Origin of the sequence: Shinella lacus, from assembly GCF_010994755.1 — a bacterium.
GTDB classification, from domain to species: domain Bacteria; phylum Pseudomonadota; class Alphaproteobacteria; order Rhizobiales; family Rhizobiaceae; genus Shinella; species Shinella lacus.
The window spans coordinates 84,507-110,179 of record NZ_WHSB02000009.1; the positions used below are offsets into that span (position 1 = coordinate 84,507).

The window sequence follows — 25,673 nt, forward strand, 5'->3', positions numbered from 1 at the left end:
AGAACAACAGACGGATTGTCAGGCCAGCCATGCAAATGATGCAGGCCGGAAACGAGATTTCCGGCCTGCATGTTTTCAATCGTTAAAGAACAGTATCAGTCTTCGTTCGCCGCAAACTGCGAGAGAACTTCGCCCTTGCCCCGCGCGCGCAGGATGAGCGGCACGACGACGGCGAGAACCGCGACCGCAAAGAGCACGGCCGCGATCGGCGACATGAAGAGCGAGGTGACGTCGCCCTGGCTGATCGCCAATGCGCGGCGCAGCTGCTGTTCCGCCATCGGCCCGAGAATGAGGCCGACGACGACGGGCGCGATCGGATAGCCGAAGATGCGCATGGCGAAACCGAGCAGGCCGAAGGTCAGCAGCATGCCGAGCTCGAACACCGACGGATTGGCGCCGATCGTGCCGAGGGTCGCAAACAGCAGGATGCCCGCATAGAGCCAGGGCTTGGGGATGGTCAGCAGCTTTACCCAGAGGCCGATCAACGGCAGGTTCAGCACCAGCAGCATGAAATTGGCAATGAGCAGGCTGGCGATGAGGCCCCAGACGAGTTGCGGATTGGTCGCAAACAAGAGCGGGCCGGGCTGGAGCCCGTATTGCTGGAAGCCGGCGAGCATGATCGCCGCTGTCGCCGTCGTCGGCAGGCCGAGGGACAGCAGTGGCACGAGCGTACCGGCGGCGGACGCATTGTTCGCCGCTTCCGGACCGGCGACGCCCTCGATGGCGCCCTTGCCGAACTCGTCCTTGTGCTTGGAGAACTGCTTTTCCGTCGAATAGGACAGGAAGCTCGCGATGGAGGCGCCGCCCGCCGGCATGGCGCCGATCGGGAAGCCGATGAAGGTGCCGCGCAGCCAGGGTTTCCAGGAGCGCGCCCAGTCCTCCTTGCTCATCCAGACCGAGCCCTTGACCGCCTCCACCTTCTCGGGGATGCGGTCGCCCTGACAGGCGACGTAAAGCGTCTCGCCGATGGCGAACATGGCGACGGCGAGCGTCGTCACCTCGATGCCGTCGAGCAGGTCCGGAATGCCGAAGGAAAGCCGCGCCTGGCCGGTCTGCTGGTCGATGCCGATGACGGCAAGGCCGAGGCCGACGAAGAGGGCGGTGAGGCCGCGCAGCGTCGAATCGCCGAAGGCGGCCGACACGGTGACGAAGGCGAGCACCATCAGCGCGAAATATTCGCGCGGGCCGAAGGAGAGCGCGAACTTCACCACGAAGGGCGCGATGAAGGCGAGGCCGAGCGTCGCGATGAGGCCGGCAACGAAGGAGCCGATCGCCGCCGTCGCAAGCGCCGGTCCGCCGCGCCCGGCGCGCGCCATCTTGTTGCCTTCGAGCGCGGTGACGACCGAGGCGCTTTCGCCCGGCGTGTTGAGCAGGATCGACGTCGTCGAGCCGCCATACATGCCGCCGTAGTAGATGCCGGCGAACATGATCAGCGAGCCTGCCGGATCGAGCTTGTAGGTGACGGGCAGCAGCAGCGCCACGGTGAGCGCCGGGCCGATGCCGGGCAGAACGCCGACGGCGGTGCCGAGCGTGACGCCGATCAGTGCGTAGAGCAGGTTCATCGGCTGGGCGGCAATGGCGACGCCCTGCAACAGGAATTCGAAAGTACCCATCGGTCAGGCCCTCAGAAGAACAGGTGCTCGAGCGGCCCGGCGGGCAGCGAGAGTTGCAGGAAGCGGCCGAAGATGATGAAGACGACGAAGCTCAGCGCGATGCCGATCGGCAGCGATATCCAGAGCTTGCGCCGGCCGAAGCCGAAGGCGGTGAGCGCAAAGAGCACGCCTGTCGCGATGGAAAAGCCCGCGGTCTTGAGCAGCAGCATCTGCCCGGCAAGGCCGGCGACGATCATCACGACCGGCTGGATCTCAATGGGCTCGCGCTCGGGAAAATCACCGCGCCAGGCTTCGAAACCGGTCCAGATGGCAAGCAGTGCCAGGCCGATGGCCACGACATGCGGCACCGTGGCAGGCCCGATTCGGGAGTAGTTGCTCATCTCCGCAAGGCGTCCGGCATCCCACCAGATCACGGCGGCGAGGATGAAGAGGACCGGTGCGATGACCAGCGCCGCCCGATCAGGGCGGCGCTTTCCGTGTGAGGACGGGACCTCGCTCATTTGACGAGCCCGATGTCCTTGAGGATGGCTTCCGTCGAGGCGACATCCTTGTCGAGCTGCGCCTTGAAGGCGTCGCCGGCGAGATAGGTGTTCTGCCAACCCTTGGTCTTCAGGATTTCCTTCCAGGAGTCGGAATTGACCACCTTCTCGATGTCGGCGTTGATCGCAGCCACCTGCTCGGCCGAAAGGCCGGGAGCGGCAGCAACCATGCGCCAGTTTTCGACGACGACGTCGAGGCCGCCTTCCTTGATGGTCGGCGCGTCGATGCCTTCGACACGCTCGGCGCTGGAGATGGCGATCAGGCGCAGCGTGCCAGCCTTCACCTGGGCTTCGAACTCGCCATAGCCGGAAATGCCGGCCGTCACCTGGTTGCCGAGGATCGCGGCGAGCGCTTCACCACCGCCCGCATAGGCAATGTAGTTGATCTTGGTCGGGTCGACGCCGGCCGCCTTGGCGATCAGGCCGACGGCGATGTGGTCCGTGCCGCCGGCCGAGCCGCCAGCCCAGGAAACCGCGCCCGGATCCGCCTTGAGCGCGGTGACGAGGTCCTGCATGTTCTGGATCGGCGAAGCGGCCGGAACGACGATCGCTTCATACTCGCCGGTGAGGCGGGCGATCGGCGTGACATCCTTGAGGGTGACCGGCGACTGGTTGGTGAGGATCGCGCCGACCATGACGTAGCCGCCGATGATGAGGGCGTTGGCATTGCCGGAATTCTGGCTGGCGAACTGGGCAAGGCCGATCGTGCCGCCGGCGCCCGGAACGTTGATGACCTGCACGCTGCCGGAAATCTTTTCATCCTGCAGGACCGTCTGCAGCGAGCGGGCCGTCTGGTCCCAGCCGCCGCCGGGGCCGGCCGGTGCGATGATCGAATAATCTGCGGCGAAGGCCGGCAGCGCCATGGCGCCGGCGATAAGGGATGCCAGGAAGAAATGTTTCAAGAGTGTGTCCTCCATCAGGCGCGGCTGAAATCCGCGCGTCGTTGCTTATGGGGGGAGGAACGGATCGGCCGCGGGCAACGCGAACAGGGTTCGCGGGCGCGATTTCGGCTGAAGTCTCCTCCCAGGTCTTCCGTCCGCCTCCACGGACGATAAGAGCCCTAAACCAGCACAAGAAGCTGACATCTACCTGACATGGTAGCGCACGAACCGGCATTGTCGAGCGCCAAGGCCATTATTGCGTGCGCAGGACCTCGTTCCAGCGCGCAATCAGCCGCGCCCGCTTCACCTGGTCGAGATAGACCATGAGGCCCGGGCTCACCGGCACGGGCTTCAGCTGCGCGCCGAGCAGCGCGCTCATCGTGCGCGCCGTGTTGGAACCGGAGACCTCCGGGCTGACGGCGGCGATCTGCAATTCGCGCGCCATGATCGTCTGGCCCTCCTTCGACATGAAGAAGGCGAGGTAGCGCCGGCCGAGCTCGGGGGACGCCGCCGCCTGCGGCACGAGGCCGATGCGCGACATGACGACGGTATAGTCCTTCGGCAGCACGATGCCGACATCCGGATGGCGCGACGCCCAGTCCGCCGCGTAGGAGCCGAGAATGTTGTAGCCGAGCACGAAACGCCCGTCGGCGACGCGCTCCAGGATCGCCGAACTCGTCGAATAGAGTTTCACCCCGGCTGCGCCCATTGCCTGGATCACCGTCCAGATATCGCCGAACTGCTCCTGGTCGCGCGCCATGAAGAGGAAGCCGACGCCGGAACGCTCGATGTCATAGGTGCCGATGCGGCCATAGACCTTCTCGCCCTGGCGCTTCAGGTATTCGACGAATTCGGCACGCGATGCCGGCGGCTTCTCGTCCTTGAAGCTCGGCTTGTGGTAGACGAAGACGGCGGGCTCGAAGGTCAGCGCATAGGCGGTGTTGCGCCAGTTCGCCCATTGCGGCCAGCGGTCGCTCATCGGCAGGTCGCTGCGCTGGGCGTAACCGTCATTGCTGAGCTTCACCTGCAGGTCCATCGCCGAGGAGAAGGCGAAGTCGGCGGTCTTCTGGCCGGCATCCGTCTCGCGCACGATGCGGTCGTGCACCTCGCCGGTCAGCATCTCGTCATAGCGCACCGCGACGTCGGGGTTGGCCTCCTGGAACCCCTTGATCATCGGCCGGGCGAGCGGCTCGTCGAGCGAGGAATAGACGACGAGCACCGGCGCATCCGCATTGCCGTCATGCGCCGGAAAGAAGGTCGGCTCGGCAAGAGCGGAAAGGGGGGCCGCAAGCAGCGCAAGAAGGGTGAGGACAAGACGCATGAGATGACCTTGCCAAAGCGGACGCCCGTTCACAAGTGCACCCGCCGCCGTTAGACTTGGCGCAGGAGGACGAAACGACGTGCGCATTCTACTGGTCGAGGACAACGAAGCGCTCGCGGATGGCCTGTCCGCTATCCTCAAGGGCACCGGCCATGCCGTGGACGTGGTGCGCGACGGCGCGTCGGCGGACGCGGCAATCGCATCGGAAAACTTCGACCTCGTCATTCTCGACCTGACGCTGCCGGAAATGGACGGCCTCGATGTGCTGCGCGCCATGCGCGCCCGGAAAGACAAGGCATCCGTGTTGATCCTGACCGCGCGCGGCGCCCCGGAGGAGCGGGTGCGCGGCCTCGATCTCGGCGCGGACGACTACATGATCAAACCCTTCGACATTTCGGAATTCGAGGCGCGGGTGCGCATGCTGCTGCGCCGCCAGGCGGGCCTGCGATCCTCGGCGATCACCTATGGCGGCGTGGCGCTCGACCTCAATTCGCGCACCTTCTCCGCCGAGGGTGCGCCGCTCGACATCCCGGCCCGCGAGCTCGGCCTGCTCGAAATCCTCTTCATGCGCGCCGGAAAGGTGGTGGCCAAGGAGGCGATCATGCAATCGCTCGCCGCCTTCGACGACGATCTTTCCGCCAATGCCATCGAACAATATGTCAGTCGGCTTCGCAAACGCCTCGCGCCGCACGGCCTGACGGTGCGCACCGCCCGCGGCATCGGCTACTACCTCGACAAGGCGCCCGCCGCTTGACCCTCTTCCCGGCCTCCTCGCTCCGCCGGCGCCTGCTCCTATGGCTGCTCGTCTCGACGGCAGTGATCGGCATCGTCGCGCTCATCGACACGTATCGCGAGGCGGTGAAGACCGCCAACACCGTCTCCGACCGCGTGCTCGCCGGCTCCGCGCTCGCCATTGCCGAACGCGTCGTGGTGACGGAGAACGGCAGCCTGGAGGTCGACATCCCCTATGTCGCGCTGGAAATGCTGACGTCTGCCGCGCAGGACCGCGTCTTCTACCGCGTCGACGGGCCGCCCGGCCAGTTCATCACCGGTTACCAGACCCTGCCGACCATCCCGGACATGCAGGGCCAGTCGATCGGCTTCGAGGACGCAACCTTCCGCGGCGAGCCGATCCGCATCGCCGTGCTGCAACGCTCGGCCTCCACCGGCATCAACTCCGTGCCCTTCGCCGTCACGGTGGCGGAAACCACCATCGCGCGCCGGCAGCTGGCCCAGGCCATCCTGCTGCGCTCGGCGCTGCGCCTCGCCTTCATGATCGCCGGCGCCGCCACCATCGTCTGGATCGCCGTCACCGTGTCGCTGCGCCCGCTCTACCGCCTCAGCGACGCCATTTCCGAGCGCAATCCGAACGACCTGCACCCGATCGAGCAGCGCGTGCCGAGCGAGGTGCAGGGCGTCGTCGATACGGTCAATTCCTTCATGGTGCGCCTGCAATCCGCACTCGATGCGTTGCGCCACTTTTCCGGCAATGCCAGCCACCAGCTGCGCACGCCGCTCGCCATCATCCGCACCCAGCTGGCGCTCGCCAGCCGGGCCGCGACGCTGGAGGAGGCACAGGATGCCGCCCGCAAGGGCGATGCCGCCGTGGCCCATGCCGAACGCATCCTCGCCCAGCTCCTGCTGATGGCGAAAATCGACGCCGCCGGCTCGAACGAGCCGCAAAAGCCGCCGCCGATCGACATCGCGGCCCTCGCCCAGCAGCTTACCGCCGACCGCGTGCCGGCCGCCGCCGAGGCCGGCATCGACCTCGGCTACGAGGGCGAAGGACCGGCGCTCGCCCGCGCCGAGCCGTTGCTCTTCGGCGAACTGCTGCGAAACCTCATGGAAAACGCCATCGCCTATGCCGGCCGCGGCGCGGAGGTGACGGTCAGCGTGCGCGAGGCCGCGGATGCCGTGCTGCTCACCGTGGAGGACAACGGGCCCGGCATCGCGCCTGAGCGCCGCGGCCTCGTGCGCCAGCGCTTTTCGCGCGGCGAACACCGTGATGCGCCCGGCATGGGCCTCGGCCTGCCGATCGTCGAGGAGATCGCGGCGCTGTTCGATGCGTCGATGGTGCTCGACGACGGCGCGGACGGTCGGGGCCTCAAGGTGACGATCCGCTTTCCGGCAACGAACCTTTAGGGCCGGCGCCAGCCGAGAAGGCCCGGCGCCGCGTGCCAGACCGCCTGCACGGCAAACCCCATGAAGAGCAGGCCGGACATGCGCACGATCGCCAGTTCATGGCGGCGGTAGAAGCGGCGCACCAGGCTGGCGCCGATGATCGCGACCATGATGACATCCGCCAGCACAAAGCCGAAGAACGAGACGGCGAGCAGGGCCGGCAGGGCATCGAAATCGAGCGCATTCGAGGAGCTGGCGAGCAGCGCCGTGAAGGTCGCGAGCGCCACCGGATAACCCTTCGGATTGGTGAGGCCGAAGATCAGCCCACGACGCAGCGGCCGCTCGACCGTCATCAGCGCGGCGCCGTCGGTGCGCGGCCGTGCCCGAAGCGCCGACCAGCCGATCCAGGCGAGGTAGAAGCCGCAGAGCAGCCCCAGCACGTCGAACACCATCGTGCCGATCGTCTTGGCGCCGACGATCGCAACCAGCGCCAGCGACGACCAGATGAGATCGCCGACAAGATGCCCGCCCATGAAAAGCGCGCCCGCCTTGCGCCCCTGCCCGGCGCCGATGCCGAGAAGGGCGAGGAAGGCCGGCCCGGGGATGAGCACGTAAAGCAGGGCAGCTATGAAAGCGCCGAACAGCATCGAACCGGTCATGCGAAAATCCCCTTGAATCTCCAGGCACTTCAGTCTGCGTCGCGCCTTTCGTCAAGATCGGCTGCCCAGGAATTTGTCATTTCGCAAGGCAGCCATGCATTGCGGCCGGGGCTGGGCTGTTGTCCGCCGCGACAATGCATAGTAAGTTAAACTTACAATAGCCAGAAAGCGATCATGTCCCCTCGTCCCGATCCCGACGCCCTCGGTTTCGTCCTTATTGACGTTGCCCGTATGTTGCGCAGTGCCTTCGAGCGCCGCATCGCCACCGCCGGCCTCGGCCTCACGCCCGGAGAGGCGCGCACCCTCGTGCGCATCGCGACGCTGGAGGGCAGCCGCCAACTCGACATCGCCCAGCGCATGGGCATCGAGCCGATGACGCTCTCCACCTATCTCGACCGGTTGCAGAGCCTCGGCTTCATCGAGCGCCGCCCGGACCCGGCCGACCGCCGCGCCAAGCTGATCTTCACCACGCCGACCGCCGGCGAGCCCATCGCCAATATCCGCATCGAGCAGATCGAGCTGATGCAGCATGTGACGAGCGGCATCGGCGAGGCGGAACTCGACATCATGCGCGGCCAGCTAAAGCGGCTGCGGGCCAATCTGGTGGCGCTGGAGGAAGACAGTTCCGCGCTGGCGCTCGTCAAGGAACCGATCCTGTGACTGCGCCACGCATGAGCGAACGGCGCACGAGCATCATCGCCGCCTTCCTCGTGGCCCTCGGCCCCGTCTCCATGGCGCTCTACACGCCGGCCATGCCGGAGCTGGTGCACGCCTTCACCTCGACGGAATCCGCAATCAAGCTGACGCTCTCGGTCTATTTCGCCGGCTTCGCGCTGTCGCAGCTCGTCTCCGGCACCATGTCGGACGTGCTCGGCCGCCGCAAGACGACGCTGATCTTCATGGTCATCTACCTCGCCGGCAGCCTGATGGCCGCCTTCGCGCCCAGCGTCGACGTGCTGCTGGCCGGTCGCCTCATCCAGGGCATCGGCGCCTCCGTCGGCATGACCGTCGCGCGCGCCATCGTGCGCGACCAGTTCACCGGCACCGAGGCGGCCCGCATCATGAACATGGTCGGCATGATGCTCGCCATCGGCCCCGCCGTCTCGCCGACGCTCGGCGGCTTCGCGCTCGGCCTGTTCGGCTGGCAGTCGATCTTCTTCCTGATGGTCGGCTTCGCGCTCATCGCCTGCGGCGCCGTTTATGGCTTCATGGCAGAAACCACCGTGCCGGACCGGGCCAAGGGCCATATCGGCCCCATCCTGCGCGGCTATCGCGAGCTTGCGACGAGCAGCCGCTTCGTCTCCGCCACGCTCGTCATGGCGGGTGCCGTCGGCGCGCTCTACGGCCAGGCGACCATGCTGCCCTTCGTGCTGATCGGCAAGGTCGGCCTGACGCCCACCCAGTTCGGCGTCGGCATGCTCATGCAGTCGGGCTTCTTCTTCGCCGGCACGATCTGCGTGCGCGTTCTCATGCGCAGCACGGCGCCGGCCCGCCTCGTCTTCCCCGGCCTCTGCTTCATCGGCATTGCCAGCATCCTGATCGCCGGCACCTCGCACCTGATGGTGCCGAGCTTCCTCAGCGTCATGGGGCCTGTCGGCATCTACGCCTTCGGCATCGCTTTCGTCATGCCCTACATGATGACCGCCGCGATGGAGCCCTTCCCGCACATTGCCGGCTCGGCCTCGGCCGCCATGGGTTTCATCCAGATGGGCGCCGGCTTCATCGCCGGCCTCGTCGCCGCCGTCATCGGCCTTCCCCTCTTCGCCTTCGGCACCATCATCCCGGTCATGGGCCTCATGGCCCTGCTCGCCTACGCCTGGTATCGCGCCGTCTGCCTGCGCGACGGCCAGCTCGCGACGGAACCGGCTGAATAACAAAAGGCCCGCTACCGTCCCCGGCAGCGGGCCTTTTCGTTGATTGCTCGTCCGATCAGCCGCGGCGGTTGCGGGCGGCGAGCGTGCGCAGGCGCAGCGCGTTCAGCTTGATGAAGCCAGCGGCGTCCTTCTGGTCGTAGGCGCCCTGGTCGTCCTCGAAGGTGACGAGCTTGTCGGAATAGAGCGACTTCGGCGATTCACGGCCGGTAACCATGACATTGCCTTTGTAGAGCTTCAGCGTCACTTCACCCTCGACATGCTCCTGGCTCCGGTCGATCAGCGCCTGCAACATCTCGCGCTCCGGCGAGAACCAGAAGCCGTAATAGATAAGCTCCGCATACCGCGGCATCAGGTCGTCCTTGAGGTGGGCGGCACCCCGGTCGAGCGTGATCGACTCGATCGCGCGGTGCGCGGCCAGCAGGATCGTGCCGCCGGGCGTCTCGTAGACGCCGCGCGACTTCATGCCGACGAAGCGGTTTTCCACGAGGTCGAGGCGGCCGATGCCGTTGTCGCGGCCATAGTTGTTGAGCGTCGCCAGCAGGGTGGCCGGCGACATGCGCACGCCGTTGATCGAGACGGCATCGCCGCGCTCGAAGCCGACCTTGATCGTGGTCGCCTTGTCGGGAGCCGCTTCCGGCGAAATGGTGCGCATGTGCACATATTCCGGCGCTTCCACGGCCGGATCTTCCAGCACCTTGCCCTCGGAAGAGGAGTGCAGCAGGTTCGCATCGACGGAGAACGGCGCTTCGCCCTTCTTGTCCTTGGCGACCGGAATCTGGTGCTGCTCGGCGAATTCGAGCAGGTGCGTGCGGCTCTTGAACGACCAGTCGCGCCACGGCGCGATGATCTTGATATCCGGGTTCAGCGCATAGGCCGAAAGCTCGAAGCGGACCTGGTCGTTGCCCTTGCCGGTCGCGCCATGCGCGATGGCATCGGCACCGGTCTTGGCGGCGATCTCGATCAGGTGCTTGGAGATCAGCGGACGGGCGATCGAGGTGCCGAGCAGGTAGACGCCCTCATAGACCGCATTGGCACGGAACATCGGGAAGACGAAATCGCGCACGAATTCCTCGCGCACGTCCTCGATGAAGATCTCCTTGATGCCGAGCATCTCGGCTTTCTTGCGCGCCGGCTCCAGCTCTTCGCCCTGGCCGAGGTCGGCCGTAAACGTCACGACCTCAGCGTTGAGTTCAGTCTGAAGCCACTTCAGGATGATCGAGGTATCGAGGCCGCCGGAATAGGCGAGCACGACTTTCTTCACGTCTTTGTATGATGCCATGATGATGAGGTCCGTTGCATGGAAAGGAACTGCGGCAACCCGCAAGGCCCGGTGTCGCGGCACTTTTAGCGAGATTGGCGCGTGACGCAAGGGTGGCGCCCGACGCGTCGTGACGCAAGCCAAATTTGACAGCGCGCCATCGCAACCCATATTCGCCTCAGTGAACCATGGAAGGGGTGACCCATGACGAACATCCAAGACATCATCCAGGAGTCCAATGTCGCCGTCATCACCGGCGGCGCTTCCGGTATCGGGCTGGCCGCTGCCCGGCGCTTCGCCGAGGCCGGCATGTGCGTCGCCATCGCCGATCTCGACGCCGACCGGCTGGGTGAGGCGCGCGCCGAACTGGAAGCCATTGCCGGCGAGGCGAATGTCATGGCGGTGGAGACGAACGTCGCGCACCGCCATGAGCTGGAGGCGCTGGAACGCGCCGTTCTCCAGCGCTTCGGGCGCGTGCATGTGCTGATGAACAATGCCGGCATCCAGCCGGGCACGTCGATCTTCAGCGCCGAGGCGAACTGGGACCATATCCTCACCGTCAACCTGATGGGCGTGATCCACGGCACGCAGACCTTCGGCCCCAACATGCTGGCCCATGGCGAGCCGGGTCTCATCATCAATACCGGCTCCAAGCAGGGCATCACCACGCCGCCCGGCAACCCCGCCTATAATGTCTCCAAGGCCGGCGTGAAAGTCTTCACCGAGGCGCTCCAGCACGAACTGCGCAACACCGAGGGCGCAAAGATCTCCGCCCACCTGCTGATCCCCGGCTTCGTCTTCACCGGCCTCACCAAGGGCGACCGCACGGAAAAGCCGGATGCCGCCTGGACGGCGGCGCAGACCGTCGACTTCATGATGGACAGCCTGGAGCGCGGCGATTTCTACATCCTTTGCCCCGACAATGACGTGCCCCGTGCGCTCGACGAGCGCCGCATGGCCTGGGCGATCGGCGATGTCATCGAAAACCGCCCGCCGCTCTCGCGCTGGCACAAGGACTATGCAGAGCCTTTCAGGGCGTTCGTCGAGGGCGAATAACGCCCATCACAAAGCTTGATTGGTATTTTGCCGGAAGCCGGACTAGGGATTTCGCATCCCCTCCGGCTTTCGAGACGCACCCTCATGGATGTCCTGCCCACTCTCCCGACGCTTCTCGCCTTCACGGCCGCGAGCCTGCTTCTCGCCGCCACGCCCGGCCCGGACATGACGCTCTCGATCAGCCGGGCGCTGTCGCAGGGCCGCGGCCCGGCGCTCTTCGTGGTGGTCGGCACCAGCCTCGGCATCGTGGTGCACACGCTGCTCGTCGCCTTCGGCATTTCGGCGCTCATCACAGCCTCGCCGACCGCCTTCATGATCCTGAAGACCGGCGGTGCCGCCTATCTGCTCTGGCTCGCCATCCAGGCAATCCGCTACGGCTCGAATTTTTCGGTCAAGACCGCCGCCGGCCCGCGGGGCACCGCATTCTCGAACATTTCCAGCGGCTTCTGGGTGAACCTGCTCAACCCGAAGGTCATCATCTTCTTCATGACCTTCCTGCCGCAGTTCATCTCGGCCGGCGATCCGGATGTCACCGGCAAGCTGATCTTCCTCGGCCTGTTCTTCATCGTCGTCGGCATTCCGGTCAACATCCTCGTGATCTTCGCCGCCGACCGGCTCTCGACCTGGCTCCAGCGGAACCCGAAGGTGCTGCGCGGCATCGACTACACCTTCGCCGGCGTCTTTTCGGTTTTCGCGATGAAGATTTTTCTCACGCAGGCGAAGTGAGGGCGGTCATACCCCGTAGCGGTAGTGCCCGGTGATCTTGTAGGCAAAGAGCACATCCTCAAGACGCGCGCCGGCACCGACATTGTGCACGACGAGCGGCCGGGCGCCGTCGGACGAACGCGCATCCGCCACGATCCCGATATGAGGAAGATTGCCCGGCAGCATCTGCGAGACGATATCGCCCGGCAGATAGTCCGCGCCATCAGCGCTCACCGCCAGTCCCGCACCCGCCCGTTTGAAGAACGTCTGGAGGTTGGGCACCCGGCGATGATCGATGTTGCGGTCGGTCTTCTTCAGGCCCCAGAGGGCCGGATAGGCGGAGAAGGCCCGCCGCATGTCCTCGTGCACCAGCACCTGAAGGTCGATGCCAAGCCCGTCCCGGTACGCCCGGACCAGCACATCCGTGCACACGCCGCGCTCCCTTGGCACGTCGCCGCCGGGATAATCGAGCCTCGAATAGGCCGCATCATAGGTCAGCGTGACGCCGACCTGTTTTCGCGCAGCCGCAACGAGCCGATCCGCCGCGGCAGCCTCTGCCCGCAAGAGAGCCGGCAGGGCGAGCACGAACCCGGAAGACAGGCCACCGGCCAGCAGCGTACGGCGAAACAGCATGAACATCCCCAAAATCCGACAGACAAAAGCTGCTGCCGGATTCGGGCGCTTTGTGGGCGTCAGCCGATCAGCAGCGCGTCGTCGTCGAGCGTCTGGCCGCGCATCTTGCGGAACATCGCGATCAGGTCCTCGACCTGCAGCGTCTTGCGGCTGTCGCCCGAGACGTCGAGCACGATCTCTCCGCCATGCAACATGACGGTGCGGTGGCCGTAATCGAGCGCCTGGCGCATCGAATGCGTCACCATGAGGGTGGTCAGCTTGCGCTCGGAAACGATCTTCTGCGTAAGGGTCATGATGAATTCCGCCATGCCCGGATCGAGCGCCGCGGTATGCTCGTCGAGCAACAACACGTCGGAGCCGGCAAGCGTCGCCATGACCAGCGAAACGGCCTGCCGCTGGCCGCCGGAAAGCAGGTCCATCCGGTCGCGCATGCGGTTTTCAAGGCCGAGGTTCAACTCGGCAATGCGCTCGCGGAAATGCGCGCGGCGCTGTGGGCCAAGCGCCGAGGAAAGGCCGCGCCGTTCGCCACGGCGGGCGGCGAGCGCCAGGTTCTCCTCGATGGACAGCGCTCCGCAGCTTCCCGTCAGCGGATCCTGGAAGACGCGGGCAACGCGGCCAGCGCGGGCGGCCGTGCCCTGGCGGGTGACATCTGTCGTGCCGATGTTCACCTGGCCCTCGGTGGCGATCACGTCGCCGGCGAGCACGCCGAGCAGCGTCGATTTGCCGGCGCCGTTCGAGCCGATGACGGTGACGAACTGGCCTTCTTCGATGGTGAGGCTGACACCGTTCAGCGCCTGTTTCTGCAACGGCGTGCCCTTGCCGAAGGTGACCTTGATGTCGGAAACGGAGATCATCAGGCGGCTCCCCCGCGGCGAAGGCGCGGCAGCACGAGCGCCACGGTGACGAGCAGCGCCGTCACGAAATTGAGGTCGGAGGCCTGGAGCCCCAGTATATCGGAAGAGAGCGCAAGCTGGATGGCGATGCGGTAGAGGATCGACCCCAGCACGCAGCCGATCAAGGCCATCAGCAGGCCACGGGTGCCAAACAGCGTCTCGCCGATGATGACGGCGGCAAGGCCGACGACGATGGTGCCGACACCGGAGGTGACATCGGCAAAGCCGTTCGTCTGGGCAAAGAGCGCCCCGCCGAGCGCCACCAGCGCATTGGAGAGCGCGATGCCGAGATAGATCTGGCGGTTGGTATCGACGCCCTGCGCGCGGGCCATGCGGGCATTCGCCCCGGTCGCGCGCATCGACAGGCCGGCATCACTTTCGAGGAAGCGCCAGACCACCACGACGGCGACGAGCACGAGTATGCCGACGAAGAGCGGACGGACGTAGAAATCACGAAGGCCGAGGCCGAAGAACGGGCTGATCATCGTGTCCGCATTGATCAGCGCAACGTTCGGCTTGCCCATGACACGCAGGTTGACCGAGAAGAGCGCGATCATCGTGAGGATCGAGGCGAGCAGGTTGAGGATGCGGAAGCGCACGTTCAGCATCGCCGTCACGAGGCCCGCGCCGGCACCGGCCAGCATGGCGACCGCGGCCGAAAGCCAGGGATTGACGCCCGCGATGATCAGCACCGCCGTGACGGCCGCGCCGAGCGGGAAGGACCCGTCCACGGTCAGGTCCGGAAAATCCAGCACGCGGAAGGCAAGGTAAACGCCGATCGCGACGAAGGCATAGACCAGCCCCAGTTCGACGGCACCCCAGAAGGCAATCAGGCTCACGGCTCTTACGCTTTCTCTCTTCACCCTTTCCGCGGGTCTTGCGGGAGGGGTCTTTTTTAACAGATCAACCGCTGCCGGGCGATCCGGCAGCGGTTGGCTGCGATTTTAGCTGTCCGGTGGACGGCGGATTATTCGATGACGCGGGTCGCGCGGCCGACGACGGCTTCCGGCAGCGTCACGCCCATCTTGGTCGCGGCAGCCTTGTTGACGACGAGGTCGGTGCCGGCGGCAACCTTCACGGCGATATCGCCCGGGTTTTCACCCTTGAGGATGCGCACGACGATCTCACCCGTCTGGCGGCCGACGTCCTTGTAGTTGAAGCCGAGCGCCGCAATGGCGCCACGCGAGACGGAATCCGTATCGGCGGTGAAGAGCGGAAGCTTGGCTTCTTCGGCAACGGCGACGGCACCTTCGAGCGCCGAGATGATCGTGTTGTCCGTCGGGATGTAGATCGCGTCGGCACGGCCGACGAGCGCACGCGCGGCACCCTGCACTTCGGCCGACTTGGTGGCGGCGGATTCGACGACCGTCAGGCCGGCCTTTTCCGCTTCCGTCTTCAAGACGGCGAGCAGCGACACGGAGTTCGCCTCACCCGAATTGTAGAGGAAGCCGATCGTCTTGGCGTTGGGCAGGATTTCCTTGATCAGCGCCAGATGTTCGGCGACCGGCGACATGTCGGAGAGGCCCGTGACATTGCCGCCCGGCTTGTCCATGTCCTTGACGAGCTGCGCGCCCAGCGGATCGGAGACGGCCGTGAAGACGACTGGGATGTCGCGCGTCGAGGAGACGACGGCCTGCGCGGACGGGGTGGAGATGGGCACAATGACGCTCGGCTCTTCGCCGGCGAACTGGCGGGCGATCTGCGCTGCCGTCGCGGGGTTGCCCTGCGCCGATTCGTAGAGGAAGGTCAGGTTCTCGCCTTCCTTGTAGCCGGCCGCTTCCAGCGCTTCCTTGACGCCGTCCCGGGCGGCATCGAGGGCCGGATGTTCGACGATGGCAGTCACGGCAACCGTGACGTCTTCGGCCTTCGCAGGCAGCGAAATCGCGAGCGTGGCCGCAAAAGCGAGCAAAAGTTGACGCATGGAGGATCTCCCTAGAATGATTTTGGCCAGTTTCTAGGCAAAACGGGCCTTCAAATCAATTCTCGGAATCCGCTTCTTCGATCACAATTTCTGATAGGAAGCTGCGGCAAAACGGCCTCAGTCGTCCTCGCCATGACCGACGATCATCATCGCCTCGAAGGCCATGCGGTCGACCTTGCGCATGCGCTCGGATTCCGATTTCAACTGGCCGCAGGCGGCCAGGATGTCGCGGCCGCGCGGGGTGCGGATCGGCGAGGCGTAACCGGCCTGGTTGATGAAATCGGCGAAACGCTCGATCTGCTCCCAGTCCGAACACTGGTAGTTGGTGCCCGGCCAGGGGTTGAATGGGATCAGGTTGATCTTCGCCGGAATGCCCTTGAGGAGCTGGATGAGCAGCTTGGCGTCTTCCAGCGAGTCGTTCACGTCCTTCAGCATCACATATTCGAAGGTGATGCGGCGGGCGTTCGACAGGCTCGGATAGGCGCGGCAGGCGTCGAGCAGTTCCTTCAGCGGGTACTTCTTGTTGATCGGCACCAGCATGTCGCGCAGGTCATCGCGCACCGCGTGCAGCGAGATCGCCAGCATGACGCCGATTTCCGAGCCGGTGCGATAGATTTCCGGCACGATGCCGGAGGTCGACAGCGTGACGCGGCGGCGCGAGAGCGACAGGCCGTCGCCGTCGGTGGCGATCAGCAGCGCCGTCTTGACGCTCTCGAAATTGTAGAGCGGCTCGCCCATGCCCATCATGACGATGTTGGAGACCTTCCGGCCTTCGGCGGGCGCGATCATGCCGGCCGGCGTGTCGCGGTCCGGAAAATCGCCGAGCCGGTCGCGGGCAAGCAGCAGCTGGGCGAGGATTTCCTCGGCGGTCAGGTTGCGCACCAGCTTCTGCGTGCCGGTGTGACAGAAGGAGCAGGTGAGCGTGCAGCCGACCTGACTGGAAATGCACAGCGTGCCGCGGCCCTCTTCGGGAATGTAGACGGTCTCGATCTCGACCGGACGGCCGGCGCCGCGCGGCGGGAAGCGTAAGAGCCACTTGCGCGTGCCATCGGCCGAAACCTGTTCCTCGACGATTTCCGGACGGGCGATGGTGAAATGCTTCTTCAGCATCTCGCGCATGTCCTTGGAGATATTGGCCATATCGTCGAAATCGGAAACGCCGCGCACATAGAGCCAGTGCCAGAGCTGGCTGACGCGCATCTTCACCTGACGCTCGGGAATGCCCTTTTCGGCAAGCGCACGACCCATATCCTCGCGCGAAAGGCCGATCAGCGACGGCTTTTCGGCGGCCGGAAGGGTGCGGACCACCGGTGCCTTGACCGGCTCGGCCGTGTTCAGAAAATCCATGCTTGCCATCGGCTCATCCTCAGGAACAGGAAGCGCCGGCGCAGGCTTTTGCGCCGCAAACGGTTCATGCTCGACAAGAAGTTCATTGCGGGCCGCTCAGCGCCGCTCGATGCAGCGCGAAGCCCAGTTGCCGGCCCTTTAGCATTGTTCCGACAGAAAGTCACCTGCCTTGCCGGTCGGCGCAGACCTCGCGCAGGCAGGCCCGCAGCCAGCGATGCGCCGGGTCGGCATCCATGCGCGGATGCCAGAGCATGGAGACGGTGAATTCCGGCACGTCGACCGGAAGGGCGAAGCTTGCCATGCCCTCGCGAAACCGCGTCGTCGAGCGGTCCGACACCTGCGCGATCAGGTCGGAGCTTCTCGCCAGCGTCACGGCCTCGGAAAAGCTTGCGACGGTGACGGCAATGCTGCGCTTGAGGCCGATACGCTCCAGGGCCTCGTCCACCGGGCCGCGCTCGCGCCGCCCCCGCGACACCACGATATGGTCGCCCTGCGCAAAACGTTCCGGGGTCATCGGGCCGTCCAGCAGCGGATGCCCCTGCCGCACGACACCGATGAAACGGTCGCGAAGAAGCGCCTGCGCCCGGACCTCCGGTCCCGTCGTGCCGCCGATCACGCCCGTTTCGATGTCCACCACGCCGTCGCGCAGCGGCGTGCTCTCCTTGTCGGGTTTCGGCACGAAGCGGAGCTTGACCCCGGGCGCCTCCCGCAAGACGCGCGCCAGCAGCGCCGGCCCGAACGTATCGACGAAACCCTCGCGGTTGCGCAGCGTGAAGGTGCGCTCAAGGCTCCCGAGGTCGAGGATTTTGGCCGGCCGCAGCAGCATTTCGGCCTCCGCGACGACCCGGCCGACCTCTTCGCGCAGCTCCAGCGCCCGTGGCGTCGGCACGAGGCCGCGCCCGGCGCGCACGAGCAGCGGATCGCCGGTCACATCCCGCAGGCGCGCCAGCGCGCGGCTCATCGCCGAGGGGCTGAGCCGCAGCCGCTGCGCGGCGCGCGCGACATTGCCCTCGGCCAGCAGCACGTCGAGCGTGACGAGAAGGTTGAGATCGGGTCGCGACATGGTGTGATCCTAACACGCCCGCGGAAAGATGACATGGCGTCAGACGCACGAATAGAATGCAAATGATGCGCGTTCCGCCATCTTTCGCGACGGCCTATCTGCTTCTCAGGAAACCGTAAGGAGCAGACGATGAACGACCCACAAACCACAATGGCAAAACGCAGCAGGGCGGGTGCGCTCGCCGGCCTCTCGCTCTGCATCCTTTTGTCCTCGCTCGGCACCAGCATCGCCAATGTCGCGCTGCCGACGCTGGCGGATGTGTTTTCCGCCCCGTTCCAGCAGGTCCAATGGGTGGTGCTCGCCTATCTTCTGGCCAGCACCGTGCTGATCGCCAGCATAGGCCGCCTCGGCGATCTTCTCGGCCGCCGCCGGCTGCTTCTGGCCGGCCTGGCGCTGTTTTCCGCCGCCTCGGCGCTCTGCGGCCTCGCGTCCTCGCTGCCGCTCTTGATTGCCGCCCGCGCCGCCCAGGGGCTCGGCGCCGCCGCCATGATGGCGCTCGCCATGGCCTTCGTCAGCGAAACCGTGCCGAAGGAGCGCATCGGCAGTGTCATGGGCCTGCTCGGCACCATGTCCGCCGTCGGCACGGCGCTTGGCCCCTCGCTGGGTGGATTGCTGATCAGCGGCTTCGGCTGGTCGGCCATCTTCCTCGTCGCCGTACCCTTCGGCCTTCTCGCCTTCGTGCTGGTCCAGCGCTTCCTGCCCGCCGATCGCGGCGCTGCCACGGTCGGTCGTTTCGACCTCCTCGGCACCGGCCTGCTGGCCGCCACCCTCTCAGCTTATGCGCTGGCGATGACGGCGGGCCAAGGCCGGCTTGGCGGCGTGAATGCCGCGCTCCTCGCCGCATCGGCCGTCGGCGCAGCGCTCTTCGTTCTTCGGCAGCGCCGCGCCGCCTTTCCGCTGATCCGGCCGGCCGCCTTTCGCCGGGAGGGTTTTCCCGCGAGCCTTGCCGCCAACGTGCTCGTCGCAACGGTGATCATGGTGACGCTGGTCGTGGGACCGTTCTACCTGTCCCGCACGCTCGGCCTCGGTCCGGCGCAGGTCGGCTTCGTGCTGGCGATCGGTCCCGTGGTTTCCGTGCTGACCGGCTTTCTGGCCGGCCGCCTGGTCGACCGTTTCGGCGCGGCCCCCATGGTCGCCGCCGGGCTTGCCAGCATGGCGACGGGTGCCGTGGCCATGCCGGTGCTTTCCGCGCTCGTCGGCCTTGCCGGCTATATCGCGGCGATCGTCGTGCTGACGCCCGGCTACCAGCTCTTCCAGGCCGCCAACAACGCCGCCGTCATGACGGGCATTGCCGCGGATGAACGGGGCGTCACCTCGGGCCTGCTCAACCTGTCGCGCAATCTCGGCCTGATCACCGGCGCCTCGCTGATGGGAACGGTCTTCACGCTGGCCGTCGGCACGAAGGACGTCGCGGGCGCGAACGGCCCGGCCGTGGAGACGGGCATGCATGTCACCTTCGCAGTGGCCGCCGCCCTGCTGCTCGCGGCGCTGGCGCTCGCCGCACCCGGCCTGAAGCGCGCCGCCGCCTGACAACCGCACAAACAAAAAGGGCCGGCGTGATGCCGGCCCTTTTTGTTTTAACGAGTGAATGCCTCAGCGGCAGCCTTCGATCTGCTTCAGCGCCGCCGAAATGCCGGAGAGCGAATAGGAATAGGCCGTGCCCGTGCCGCGGCGCGATTTCGCCTGGACCTGCATGTCCTTGCCGCTCTTCATGGCATTGACGAGGGCGGGCTCTTCCGCGGCGTTTTCCACCCAGGCCGAATTGCCCTTGGTGAACATCACGAAGGTGCGGCCATCGATGACGACGTTGACCTTGGAGTTTTCCTGCAGCGGATAGCCCATCATCGCCTGCGGCTCGTAGCTGATGTTCTGGCCCGGGCGCTGCGAGACGAGGAAGAACACGTCGCCGTGATCGACGCCGGCCGGGTTCTTTTCCTTCGGCACGGAGAGCACGTAGCAGACCTTGCCGCCGTTCGCCTGGTAGGAATAGGCGCCCCAGGCGTTGAACTGCTGAATGCGCGTCGGCGATTGGGCGGAGGCAACGCCTGCGGTCGCGAGAACGAGGGCGAGTGCGGTTGCGAGCTTTCTTACGAACATGTTTTCCTGCCGGTTGTCTTGCCTGTGGTTTGCCGACCGAAGGCGGCGCCTTCGATGCCGGTGTCGGCCATGCATGATGACGATTTAATTCATTTTGACTTAATTCAGGTTACCAAACCGTCAACAGGGGCCATTTTACTCAGGGTTACCGCGCCGCACCGGGACAAATTTGCGTCGAAATCCCGCCGCTGCCTTCAGAAGAAAGGCGGGCGTCCCCAGTCCCCTTTTGGTGAGATAGAAACCCGTCGAAATCATTTAAGGCACAAGGAATAGGGCAAGAATTTGACTTGCGCTACCGCGGGTGGAACGACGATCGGCAGGCAGCCGGATTTACCGAGCGGGCTGCCCGTCCGGCTCGTCCGCCATGGCCTTGTCGGCGGCCACATAATGGTCCTCGCGGATATGCCCGCGGATCGCCGCGAAGGCGGCCGTCAGCACGGCAATATCGTCGGAAAAGCCGACAAGCGCGAAGAAATCCGGCACGCCATCGAGCGGCAGCACGAAATAGGCGAGCGCGGCCAGCAGAATGCCGCGAACCCGCGTCGGCGTGCGGGAATCCAGCGCGCAGTAGTAGGCGGCCACGAGATCGCGGGAGAAGGGAACCTGGCGCATCGCGCGCTTCAGGACCGGCCAGAACCGCCGTTTCACGCGGCTTTCCTGGCGCTCCTGCTCGTCCTCGTCTCCCGGCAGAAGGATCTCGCCGATCTTCACATCATCCATGCATGGCCTCCTTCAGGTGGCGATGCCGGAAAAGCCCGGCGGGAATCATATGGGAATGCCTTCACGCGCCTTCAACTCTTCGTGCGTTCGCCCGCAGCCTTGTCCATTGCGGTCGCGAGCTTCATGTCGAGCTCGGTCAACCCGCCCGCATCATGGTTGGTGAGCCGCACCTCGACGCGGTTATAGACGTTGAACCATTCGGGGTGGTGGTTGAATTTTTCCGCGGCCAGCGCCCCCTCGGTCATGAAGCCGAACGCCTCGCGAAAGGTCTTGAACTTGTATTTCTTCTCGATGGCGATGCCGTCGTCCGAGCGGGTCCAGCCGTCGAGACCCGCCAGCGCTTCGGAAATCGCCTCTTCGCTCAGTTTTTCCTGTTTCATGGCGCCCTCTCCTTTTTCCGATCCTACCATATGAAAACGGCGCCCGAAGGCGCCGTGTTCCTTATCGTTGGAAAAGCTCAGACGAAGAACTGGCCGCCGTTTGCCGAAACGGTGGAGCCGGTGATGAAACCGGCATCGTCCGAGGCGAGGAAGACGACGATGCGGGCGATCTCCTCCGGCTCGCCGAGGCGGCCGACCGGGATCTGCGGGATGATGCGCTCGTTCAGCACCTTTTCCGGGATGGCGCGCACCATTTCCGTGCCGATATAGCCGGGGCAGATGGCGTTGACGGTGATGCCCTTGGCGGCACCCTCCTGGGCGAGCGCCTTGGTGAAACCGAGGTCGCCGGCCTTGGCGGCGGAATAGTTCGCCTGGCCCATCTGGCCCTTCTGGCCGTTGATGGAGGAGATGTTGATGACGCGGCCGAAGCTGCGGTCGCGCATGCCGGTCCAGACCGGGTGGGTCATGTTGAAGAGGCCGGTGAGGTTGGTGTTGATGACGGCGCCCCACTGGTCGGGCGTCATCTTGTGGAACATCGCGTCCTTGGTGATGCCGGCGTTGTTGACGAGAATGTCCACGGGACCGAGATCGGCCTCCACCTTGCCGATGCCCTCGACGCAGGCCTCGTAGCTCGCAACATCCCACTTGTAGACCGGGATGCCGGTTTCCGCCTTGAAGGCGTTGGCGGCGTCGTCATTGCCGGCATAGCTTGCAGCCACCTTGTACCCGGCTGCCTTCAGCGCCACCGAAATGGCGGCACCGATGCCCCGCGATCCACCCGTTACCAATGCTACCCTGCTCATGTGGCTCACTCCCCTTAGTTTGTTTTCGTATAGACCCGTCGCCCCGTTGCCGTGCAGGCGGCGGGTCATGGCAAAGCAGATTGTAAGCTGATGCTTACATGCTCTCTACGCACATCGCCACGCCCATGCCGCCGCCGATGCACAGCGTGGCAAGACCCTTCGAGGCGCCGCGGCGCTTCATCTCGAACAGCAGCGTGTTGAGGATGCGGGCGCCCGACGCGCCGATCGGGTGGCCGATGGCGATCGCACCGCCGTTGACGTTGACGATCGAGGGATCCCAGCCGAGGTCCTTGTTGACGGCGCAGGCCTGGGCGGCGAAGGCTTCGTTGGCCTCGACGAGGTCGACGTCGCCGATCTTCCAGCCGGCGCGCTCCAGCGCCTTGCGGGATGCCGGGATGGGGCCGGTGCCCATGATCTTCGGATCGACGCCGGCGGTCGCCCAGGAAACGATGCGGGCGAGCGGCTGGATGCCACGGCGCGAGGCTTCGGCTTCGGACATCAGAAGGGCTGCGGCGGCGCCGTCATTGAGGCCGGAGGCGTTGGCGGCGGTCACGGTGCCTTCCTTGTCGAAGGCGGGGCGCAGCTTGCCCATCGAATCGAGCGTCGCGCCATGGCGGATATATTCGTCGGAATCGACCGACACGTCGCCCTTGCGGCCCTTGACGATGAAGGGAACGATCTCGTCCTTGAAGCGGCCTTCCTTCTGGGCGGCCTCGGCCTTGTTCTGCGAGCCGACGGCGAAGACGTCCTGCTCCTCGCGCGAAAGCTGCCACTGCTTGGCGACGTTCTCGGCGGTGATGCCCATGTGGTAGCCGTAGAAGGCGTCGGTCAGGCCGTCCTTGATCATCGTGTCGATCATCTTGAAATCGCCCATCTTCACGCCGCCGCGCAGATGCGCGCAGTGCGGCGCCATCGACATGGATTCCATCCCGCCGGCGACGATAATGCTGGCGTCGCCCGTCGCGATCTGCTGCATGCCGAGCGCGACGGCGCGAAGCCCCGAACCGCAGAGCTGGTTCATGGTCCAGGCGGTCGCTTCCTGCGGAATGCCGGCCTTCATGGCGGCCTGGCGGGCCGGATTCTGGCCTTCGCCGGCCTGCAGCACCTGGCCGAGGATCACCTCGTTCACTTCGCCAGCCGCCACGCCCGCGCGCTCCAGAACTGCCGAAACGACCGTCGCCCCGAGTTCGTGGGCAGGCGTATTGGCGAAGGAGCCGTTGAAGGACCCGACCGCGGTGCGGGCGGCGCTGGCGATGACGATGGATGGGGTGCTCATGGTGGTACGTCCTCAGTTCTATCGACCGGTGGTCGGCCTTGGAACCGGGCTCAACGCGCGAACGACGCGAGCCCGGCGGTTCTCCCGGTATCAAAACTGGCAAAGCGGGAGGGGAGAGTCAAACGGGATATCCGGCGCCGCTAAAATTTCATCAAAGCGACGCGCAGCATAAAAATCCATGTTGCGCAGCATTCCTCGCCGCATCGCACAATTCGATTGTCAGGTCGCGACTTTTTGCGGATACTCGACAGGATCAAAAAAGAAACAGGAACACGGGGATGAGGAGACCCTAATGGCCCGCAACGACGGTCAGATCGTCATCAAGAAATATGCGAACCGCCGCCTCTACAACACCGGCACGAGCACCTATGTGACGCTCGACGATCTCGCGGTCATGGTGAAGAAGGGCGAGGAATTCACCGTGCAGGATGCGAAGTCCGGCGACGACATCACCCATTCCGTGCTGACGCAGATCATCTTCGAGCAGGAATCGAAGACCGGCAACACGCTCCTGCCGATCTCGTTCCTGCGCCAGCTCATCTCCTATTACGGCGACCAGATGCAGATGGTGGTGCCGAGCTATCTCGAGCACTCCATGCAGGCCTTCACCGATCAGCAGTCGCAGATGCGCGAGCAGATCAACAAGACCTTCGGCGATACCCCGCTCGGCAAGAACCTGCAGGTGCCGATGGCGCTGATCGAGGAGACGACGCGGCGCAACACGGAGCTGTTCCAGCAGGCGATGAAGATGTTCTCGCCCTTCGCCAATGCCGCGCCGGCAAAGGAGACCCGCAAGGCCGAGCCCAAGGATCTCGACGAACTGAAGGAACAGCTGCGCGCGCTCCAGACGAAGCTCGACAATCTAAGCTAAGAAAAAACGGGCTGGCGCGGGGTTGCCCCGCGCCGCGTCAAAGCCCGATCGAGACGTCCCGGCCGGCCGTGCGGATCGACACGGCAAAGCCTGCGATGACATCGATGAAGGTGATCGTCATCAGGATGAAGAAGATCTGCGTCGCAGCCCCCTGCACCAGCAGGAACTCGACGAGGAAAACCACGAACAGCACCATCGACAGCATGTGATCGAGCAGTGCGCGCGAGCCCGGCCGCGTAGCCTTCAGGATTTCCACGAAGAGCAGCACCAGCGCGATGAAGATGAGCAGATCGCCGAAGGCCATCGTCCAGGTCGTGCCGGACAGCATATTGACCGCCAGCACCTCGCTTTCGAGCACGGCGACACCGCCCCCGCCGAACAGGCCAGCCATGGCGACGTTATAGAGGGCGAACGGAATGATCAGCAGCGGGATGGCAAAAAGCATAGGCGACGCTCTCCTCTGGCCGCTCCCTGACGAGCAAGCCTTCCGGCCCTCTTAGCCGAAGTTTCGGCACAAGAAAATGTCGTGCGGGACGGAACGGAGCAAATGCCCGAAAAGAAAAAGGCCGGACGAGCCGGCCCCTGATCTCAGCTGATGCCGAAAACGCAGATTATGCGCTTTCCTTCGGCGTCAGAACCTGGCGACCGCGGTACATGCCGGTCTTCAGGTCGATGTGGTGCGGACGGCGCAGTTCGCCCGAGTTCTTGTCTTCGACGTAGGTCGAACCCTTCAGAGCGTCTGCGGAACGGCGCATACCGCGCTTGGACGGGCTCGTTTTTCTTTTCGGTACAGCCATTTCACTAACTCCACTTATCGGGCAAACACATCCTCAGGCCACCGGACGGGCGACAGGGACATGTCTTTATCTCGGAAATTGGGCCGGCTTATACACAGCAAAACCCTGCTTGACCAGACCCCGGCCTGATTTTTTCGATTCTCTCGCTCAGGCTTCGTCTTCCGGCACGATCCACGGTTCGGCCAGTGCCGCCGCCTGCCACTTCTGCCAGGCGGGGTGCGCCTTCATGCGCGCCATGTAGCCCTGTACCGTTTCGTCCGCTGTCAGGCGATAGATTTCGAAGCGATTGACGACCGGCGCATACATCGCATCCGCCGCGGAAAAATCGCCGAACAGGAACGGCCCGCCGGAGCGCGCCAGAAGCCCCTTCCAGATCGTCTCGATGCGCGCAACGTCGTCCATGACGCCCTCGGGCAGGTCGATTTCCGCCGGCGTGCGGCGGATGTTCATCGGGCAGGCGCCGCGCAGCGCGCGAAAACCGGAAAGCATTTCCATCGAGATCGACCGCGCCTCGGCTCGCGCCGCGCGGTCCTTCGGCCAGATCCCGGCCTCGGGAAAGAGTTCGGCGACATATTCGATGATCGCCAGCGATTCCCACACCCGCACGTCGCCGTGGTGCAGCACCGGCACGCGGCCCGTCGGCGAGATCGGCTTGAATTCGGGATTGCCGGCGGGATAATCGAAGGGGATCACATGATCCGTGAAGGCGATGCCCGCCGCTTCCATGGCGATCCACGGCCGGAAGGACCAGGAGGAATAGTTCTTGTTGCCGAGATAGAGGACGAGGTCGGACATGGTCTTGTGGCACTCCGTTCAGGTGCGGCGGACCGTAAGCATTCAGGCAG

At 65.1% G+C, this 25,673-nt stretch carries 28 protein-coding genes; 8 read left to right on the forward strand and 20 right to left on the reverse strand.

The genetic code is table 11. From position 1 onward, the window contains the following. Positions 1 to 95: 95 nt before the first annotated feature. The 4 genes from GB927_RS22470 to GB927_RS22485 form a co-directional block, all read right to left on the reverse strand. Positions 96 to 1,613 (reverse strand): tripartite tricarboxylate transporter permease, encoded by a 1,518-nt coding sequence (locus tag GB927_RS22470; protein ID WP_256119454.1) that lies wholly within the window; start codon positions 1,611 to 1,613, stop codon positions 96 to 98. An 11-nt stretch (positions 1,614 to 1,624) separates the two neighbouring features. Continuing rightward, the gene (locus tag GB927_RS22475) at positions 1,625 to 2,113 is read right to left on the reverse strand and encodes a tripartite tricarboxylate transporter TctB family protein (protein ID WP_256119455.1); all 489 of its coding nucleotides are present in this window, start codon (positions 2,111 to 2,113) and stop codon (positions 1,625 to 1,627) included. Then, positions 2,110 to 3,054 (reverse strand): Bug family tripartite tricarboxylate transporter substrate binding protein, encoded by a 945-nt coding sequence (locus tag GB927_RS22480; RefSeq protein ID WP_256119456.1) that lies wholly within the window; start codon positions 3,052 to 3,054, stop codon positions 2,110 to 2,112. Before GB927_RS22480 ends, GB927_RS22475 begins: the two co-directional genes overlap by 4 nt. Positions 3,055 to 3,286: 232 nt before the next feature. Then, on the reverse strand, positions 3,287 to 4,354 hold the full coding sequence (locus GB927_RS22485; RefSeq protein ID WP_256119457.1) for an ABC transporter substrate-binding protein: 1,068 nt from the start codon (positions 4,352 to 4,354) through the stop codon (positions 3,287 to 3,289). Between the two features lie 79 nt (positions 4,355 to 4,433). Here GB927_RS22485 and GB927_RS22490 point away from each other — a divergent pair, with 79 nt between their 5' ends. Further along, positions 4,434 to 5,108 carry a response regulator gene (locus GB927_RS22490; RefSeq protein ID WP_256119458.1) on the forward strand — a complete coding sequence of 225 codons (675 nt, stop codon included), beginning with the start codon at positions 4,434 to 4,436 and terminating at the stop codon, positions 5,106 to 5,108. Next, complete coding sequence (locus tag GB927_RS22495) at positions 5,105 to 6,496, forward strand: sensor histidine kinase (protein WP_256119459.1); 1,392 nt, start codon at positions 5,105 to 5,107, stop codon at positions 6,494 to 6,496. The genes GB927_RS22490 and GB927_RS22495 overlap by 4 nt, the downstream gene beginning before the upstream one ends. Here the strand turns inward: GB927_RS22495 and GB927_RS22500 are convergent. Then, on the reverse strand, positions 6,493 to 7,134 hold the full coding sequence (locus GB927_RS22500; protein WP_256119460.1) for a LysE family translocator: 642 nt from the start codon (positions 7,132 to 7,134) through the stop codon (positions 6,493 to 6,495). The two genes, GB927_RS22495 and GB927_RS22500, sit on opposite strands and share 4 nt — an antisense overlap. 174 nt (positions 7,135 to 7,308) lie before the next feature. On the opposite strand from GB927_RS22500, the gene GB927_RS22505 reads away from it, so the two are divergent. Together GB927_RS22505 and GB927_RS22510 are read left to right on the forward strand one after the other, a co-directional pair. Beyond that, on the forward strand, positions 7,309 to 7,794 hold the full coding sequence (locus GB927_RS22505) for a MarR family winged helix-turn-helix transcriptional regulator (protein ID WP_256119461.1): 486 nt from the start codon (positions 7,309 to 7,311) through the stop codon (positions 7,792 to 7,794). A gap of 11 nt (positions 7,795 to 7,805) precedes the next feature. Then, positions 7,806 to 9,008: a multidrug effflux MFS transporter gene (locus tag GB927_RS22510; protein WP_256119578.1), complete on the forward strand. Its 1,203-nt coding sequence runs from the start codon at positions 7,806 to 7,808 to the stop codon at positions 9,006 to 9,008. A 55-nt stretch (positions 9,009 to 9,063) separates the two neighbouring features. Here the strand turns inward: GB927_RS22510 and GB927_RS22515 are convergent, their stop codons facing one another. Beyond that, the gene (locus GB927_RS22515) at positions 9,064 to 10,287 is read right to left on the reverse strand and encodes an argininosuccinate synthase (RefSeq protein WP_256119462.1); all 1,224 of its coding nucleotides are present in this window, start codon (positions 10,285 to 10,287) and stop codon (positions 9,064 to 9,066) included. A 183-nt stretch (positions 10,288 to 10,470) separates the two neighbouring features. On the opposite strand from GB927_RS22515, the gene GB927_RS22520 reads away from it, so the two are divergent. After that, the gene (locus tag GB927_RS22520; protein WP_256119463.1) at positions 10,471 to 11,322 is read left to right on the forward strand and encodes an SDR family NAD(P)-dependent oxidoreductase; all 852 of its coding nucleotides are present in this window, start codon (positions 10,471 to 10,473) and stop codon (positions 11,320 to 11,322) included. A gap of 84 nt (positions 11,323 to 11,406) precedes the next feature. After that, positions 11,407 to 12,048 carry a LysE family translocator gene (locus GB927_RS22525; protein ID WP_256119464.1) on the forward strand — a complete coding sequence of 214 codons (642 nt, stop codon included), beginning with the start codon at positions 11,407 to 11,409 and terminating at the stop codon, positions 12,046 to 12,048. A gap of 6 nt (positions 12,049 to 12,054) precedes the next feature. Here GB927_RS22525 and GB927_RS22530 read toward each other — a convergent pair whose 3' ends face one another. From GB927_RS22530 to GB927_RS22555, 6 genes are all read right to left on the reverse strand, one after another. Then, the gene (locus GB927_RS22530; RefSeq protein WP_256119465.1) at positions 12,055 to 12,660 is read right to left on the reverse strand and encodes a DUF1287 domain-containing protein; all 606 of its coding nucleotides are present in this window, start codon (positions 12,658 to 12,660) and stop codon (positions 12,055 to 12,057) included. Positions 12,661 to 12,719: 59 nt separating this feature from the next. Then, positions 12,720 to 13,514, reverse strand: a complete 795-nt coding sequence (locus GB927_RS22535) for an ABC transporter ATP-binding protein (protein WP_256119466.1) — start codon at positions 13,512 to 13,514, stop codon at positions 12,720 to 12,722. Continuing rightward, positions 13,514 to 14,392, reverse strand: coding sequence for an ABC transporter permease (locus GB927_RS22540; RefSeq protein WP_256119467.1), 879 nt, complete (start codon positions 14,390 to 14,392; stop codon positions 13,514 to 13,516). Before GB927_RS22540 ends, GB927_RS22535 begins: the two co-directional genes overlap by 1 nt. 128 nt (positions 14,393 to 14,520) lie before the next feature. Continuing rightward, on the reverse strand, positions 14,521 to 15,474 hold the full coding sequence (locus GB927_RS22545; protein WP_256119468.1) for an ABC transporter substrate-binding protein: 954 nt from the start codon (positions 15,472 to 15,474) through the stop codon (positions 14,521 to 14,523). A 117-nt stretch (positions 15,475 to 15,591) separates the two neighbouring features. Next, a complete protein-coding gene (rlmN, locus tag GB927_RS22550; RefSeq protein WP_256119469.1) occupies positions 15,592 to 16,830 on the reverse strand; it encodes a dual-specificity RNA methyltransferase RlmN in 1,239 nt (412 codons plus the stop codon). Between the two features lie 151 nt (positions 16,831 to 16,981). Then, positions 16,982 to 17,884, reverse strand: a complete 903-nt coding sequence (locus tag GB927_RS22555) for a LysR family transcriptional regulator (protein ID WP_256119470.1) — start codon at positions 17,882 to 17,884, stop codon at positions 16,982 to 16,984. Positions 17,885 to 18,013: 129 nt separating this feature from the next. On the opposite strand from GB927_RS22555, the gene GB927_RS22560 reads away from it, so the two are divergent. Beyond that, the gene (locus GB927_RS22560; protein WP_256119471.1) at positions 18,014 to 19,414 is read left to right on the forward strand and encodes an MFS transporter; all 1,401 of its coding nucleotides are present in this window, start codon (positions 18,014 to 18,016) and stop codon (positions 19,412 to 19,414) included. Positions 19,415 to 19,477: 63 nt separating this feature from the next. Here the strand turns inward: GB927_RS22560 and GB927_RS22565 are convergent, their stop codons facing one another. From GB927_RS22565 to GB927_RS22585, 5 genes are all read right to left on the reverse strand, one after another. Then, positions 19,478 to 19,981, reverse strand: a complete 504-nt coding sequence (locus tag GB927_RS22565; RefSeq protein ID WP_256119472.1) for an invasion associated locus B family protein — start codon at positions 19,979 to 19,981, stop codon at positions 19,478 to 19,480. 330 nt (positions 19,982 to 20,311) lie between these two features. Next, positions 20,312 to 20,701: a YkvA family protein gene (locus GB927_RS22570; protein ID WP_256119473.1), complete on the reverse strand. Its 390-nt coding sequence runs from the start codon at positions 20,699 to 20,701 to the stop codon at positions 20,312 to 20,314. A 71-nt stretch (positions 20,702 to 20,772) separates the two neighbouring features. Continuing rightward, entirely contained in the window at positions 20,773 to 21,081 is a 309-nt protein-coding gene (locus GB927_RS22575) for a 4a-hydroxytetrahydrobiopterin dehydratase (protein ID WP_256119474.1), read from the reverse strand. Positions 21,082 to 21,158: 77 nt separating this feature from the next. Further along, positions 21,159 to 21,884, reverse strand: a complete 726-nt coding sequence (locus GB927_RS22580; RefSeq protein WP_256119475.1) for a beta-ketoacyl-ACP reductase — start codon at positions 21,882 to 21,884, stop codon at positions 21,159 to 21,161. A gap of 94 nt (positions 21,885 to 21,978) precedes the next feature. Then, positions 21,979 to 23,160 (reverse strand): acetyl-CoA C-acetyltransferase, encoded by a 1,182-nt coding sequence (locus tag GB927_RS22585; protein ID WP_256119476.1) that lies wholly within the window; start codon positions 23,158 to 23,160, stop codon positions 21,979 to 21,981. A 292-nt stretch (positions 23,161 to 23,452) separates the two neighbouring features. Between GB927_RS22585 and phaR the strand changes: the two genes are divergently transcribed. Then, the gene (gene phaR / locus GB927_RS22590) at positions 23,453 to 24,031 is read left to right on the forward strand and encodes a polyhydroxyalkanoate synthesis repressor PhaR (protein WP_256119477.1); all 579 of its coding nucleotides are present in this window, start codon (positions 23,453 to 23,455) and stop codon (positions 24,029 to 24,031) included. 37 nt (positions 24,032 to 24,068) lie between these two features. On the opposite strand, the gene GB927_RS22595 is transcribed toward phaR, so the two are convergent. The 3 genes from GB927_RS22595 to GB927_RS22605 all read right to left on the reverse strand — a co-directional run bounded on the left by GB927_RS22595 (position 24,069) and on the right by GB927_RS22605 (position 25,623). Beyond that, positions 24,069 to 24,476, reverse strand: coding sequence for a hypothetical protein (locus GB927_RS22595; RefSeq protein WP_256119478.1), 408 nt, complete (start codon positions 24,474 to 24,476; stop codon positions 24,069 to 24,071). Positions 24,477 to 24,642: 166 nt separating this feature from the next. Beyond that, positions 24,643 to 24,828: a 50S ribosomal protein L32 gene (gene rpmF, locus GB927_RS22600; RefSeq protein WP_024271259.1), complete on the reverse strand. Its 186-nt coding sequence runs from the start codon at positions 24,826 to 24,828 to the stop codon at positions 24,643 to 24,645. Between the two features lie 147 nt (positions 24,829 to 24,975). After that, a complete protein-coding gene (locus tag GB927_RS22605) occupies positions 24,976 to 25,623 on the reverse strand; it encodes a glutathione S-transferase family protein (protein ID WP_256119479.1) in 648 nt (215 codons plus the stop codon). Positions 25,624 to 25,673 lie beyond the last annotated feature (50 nt).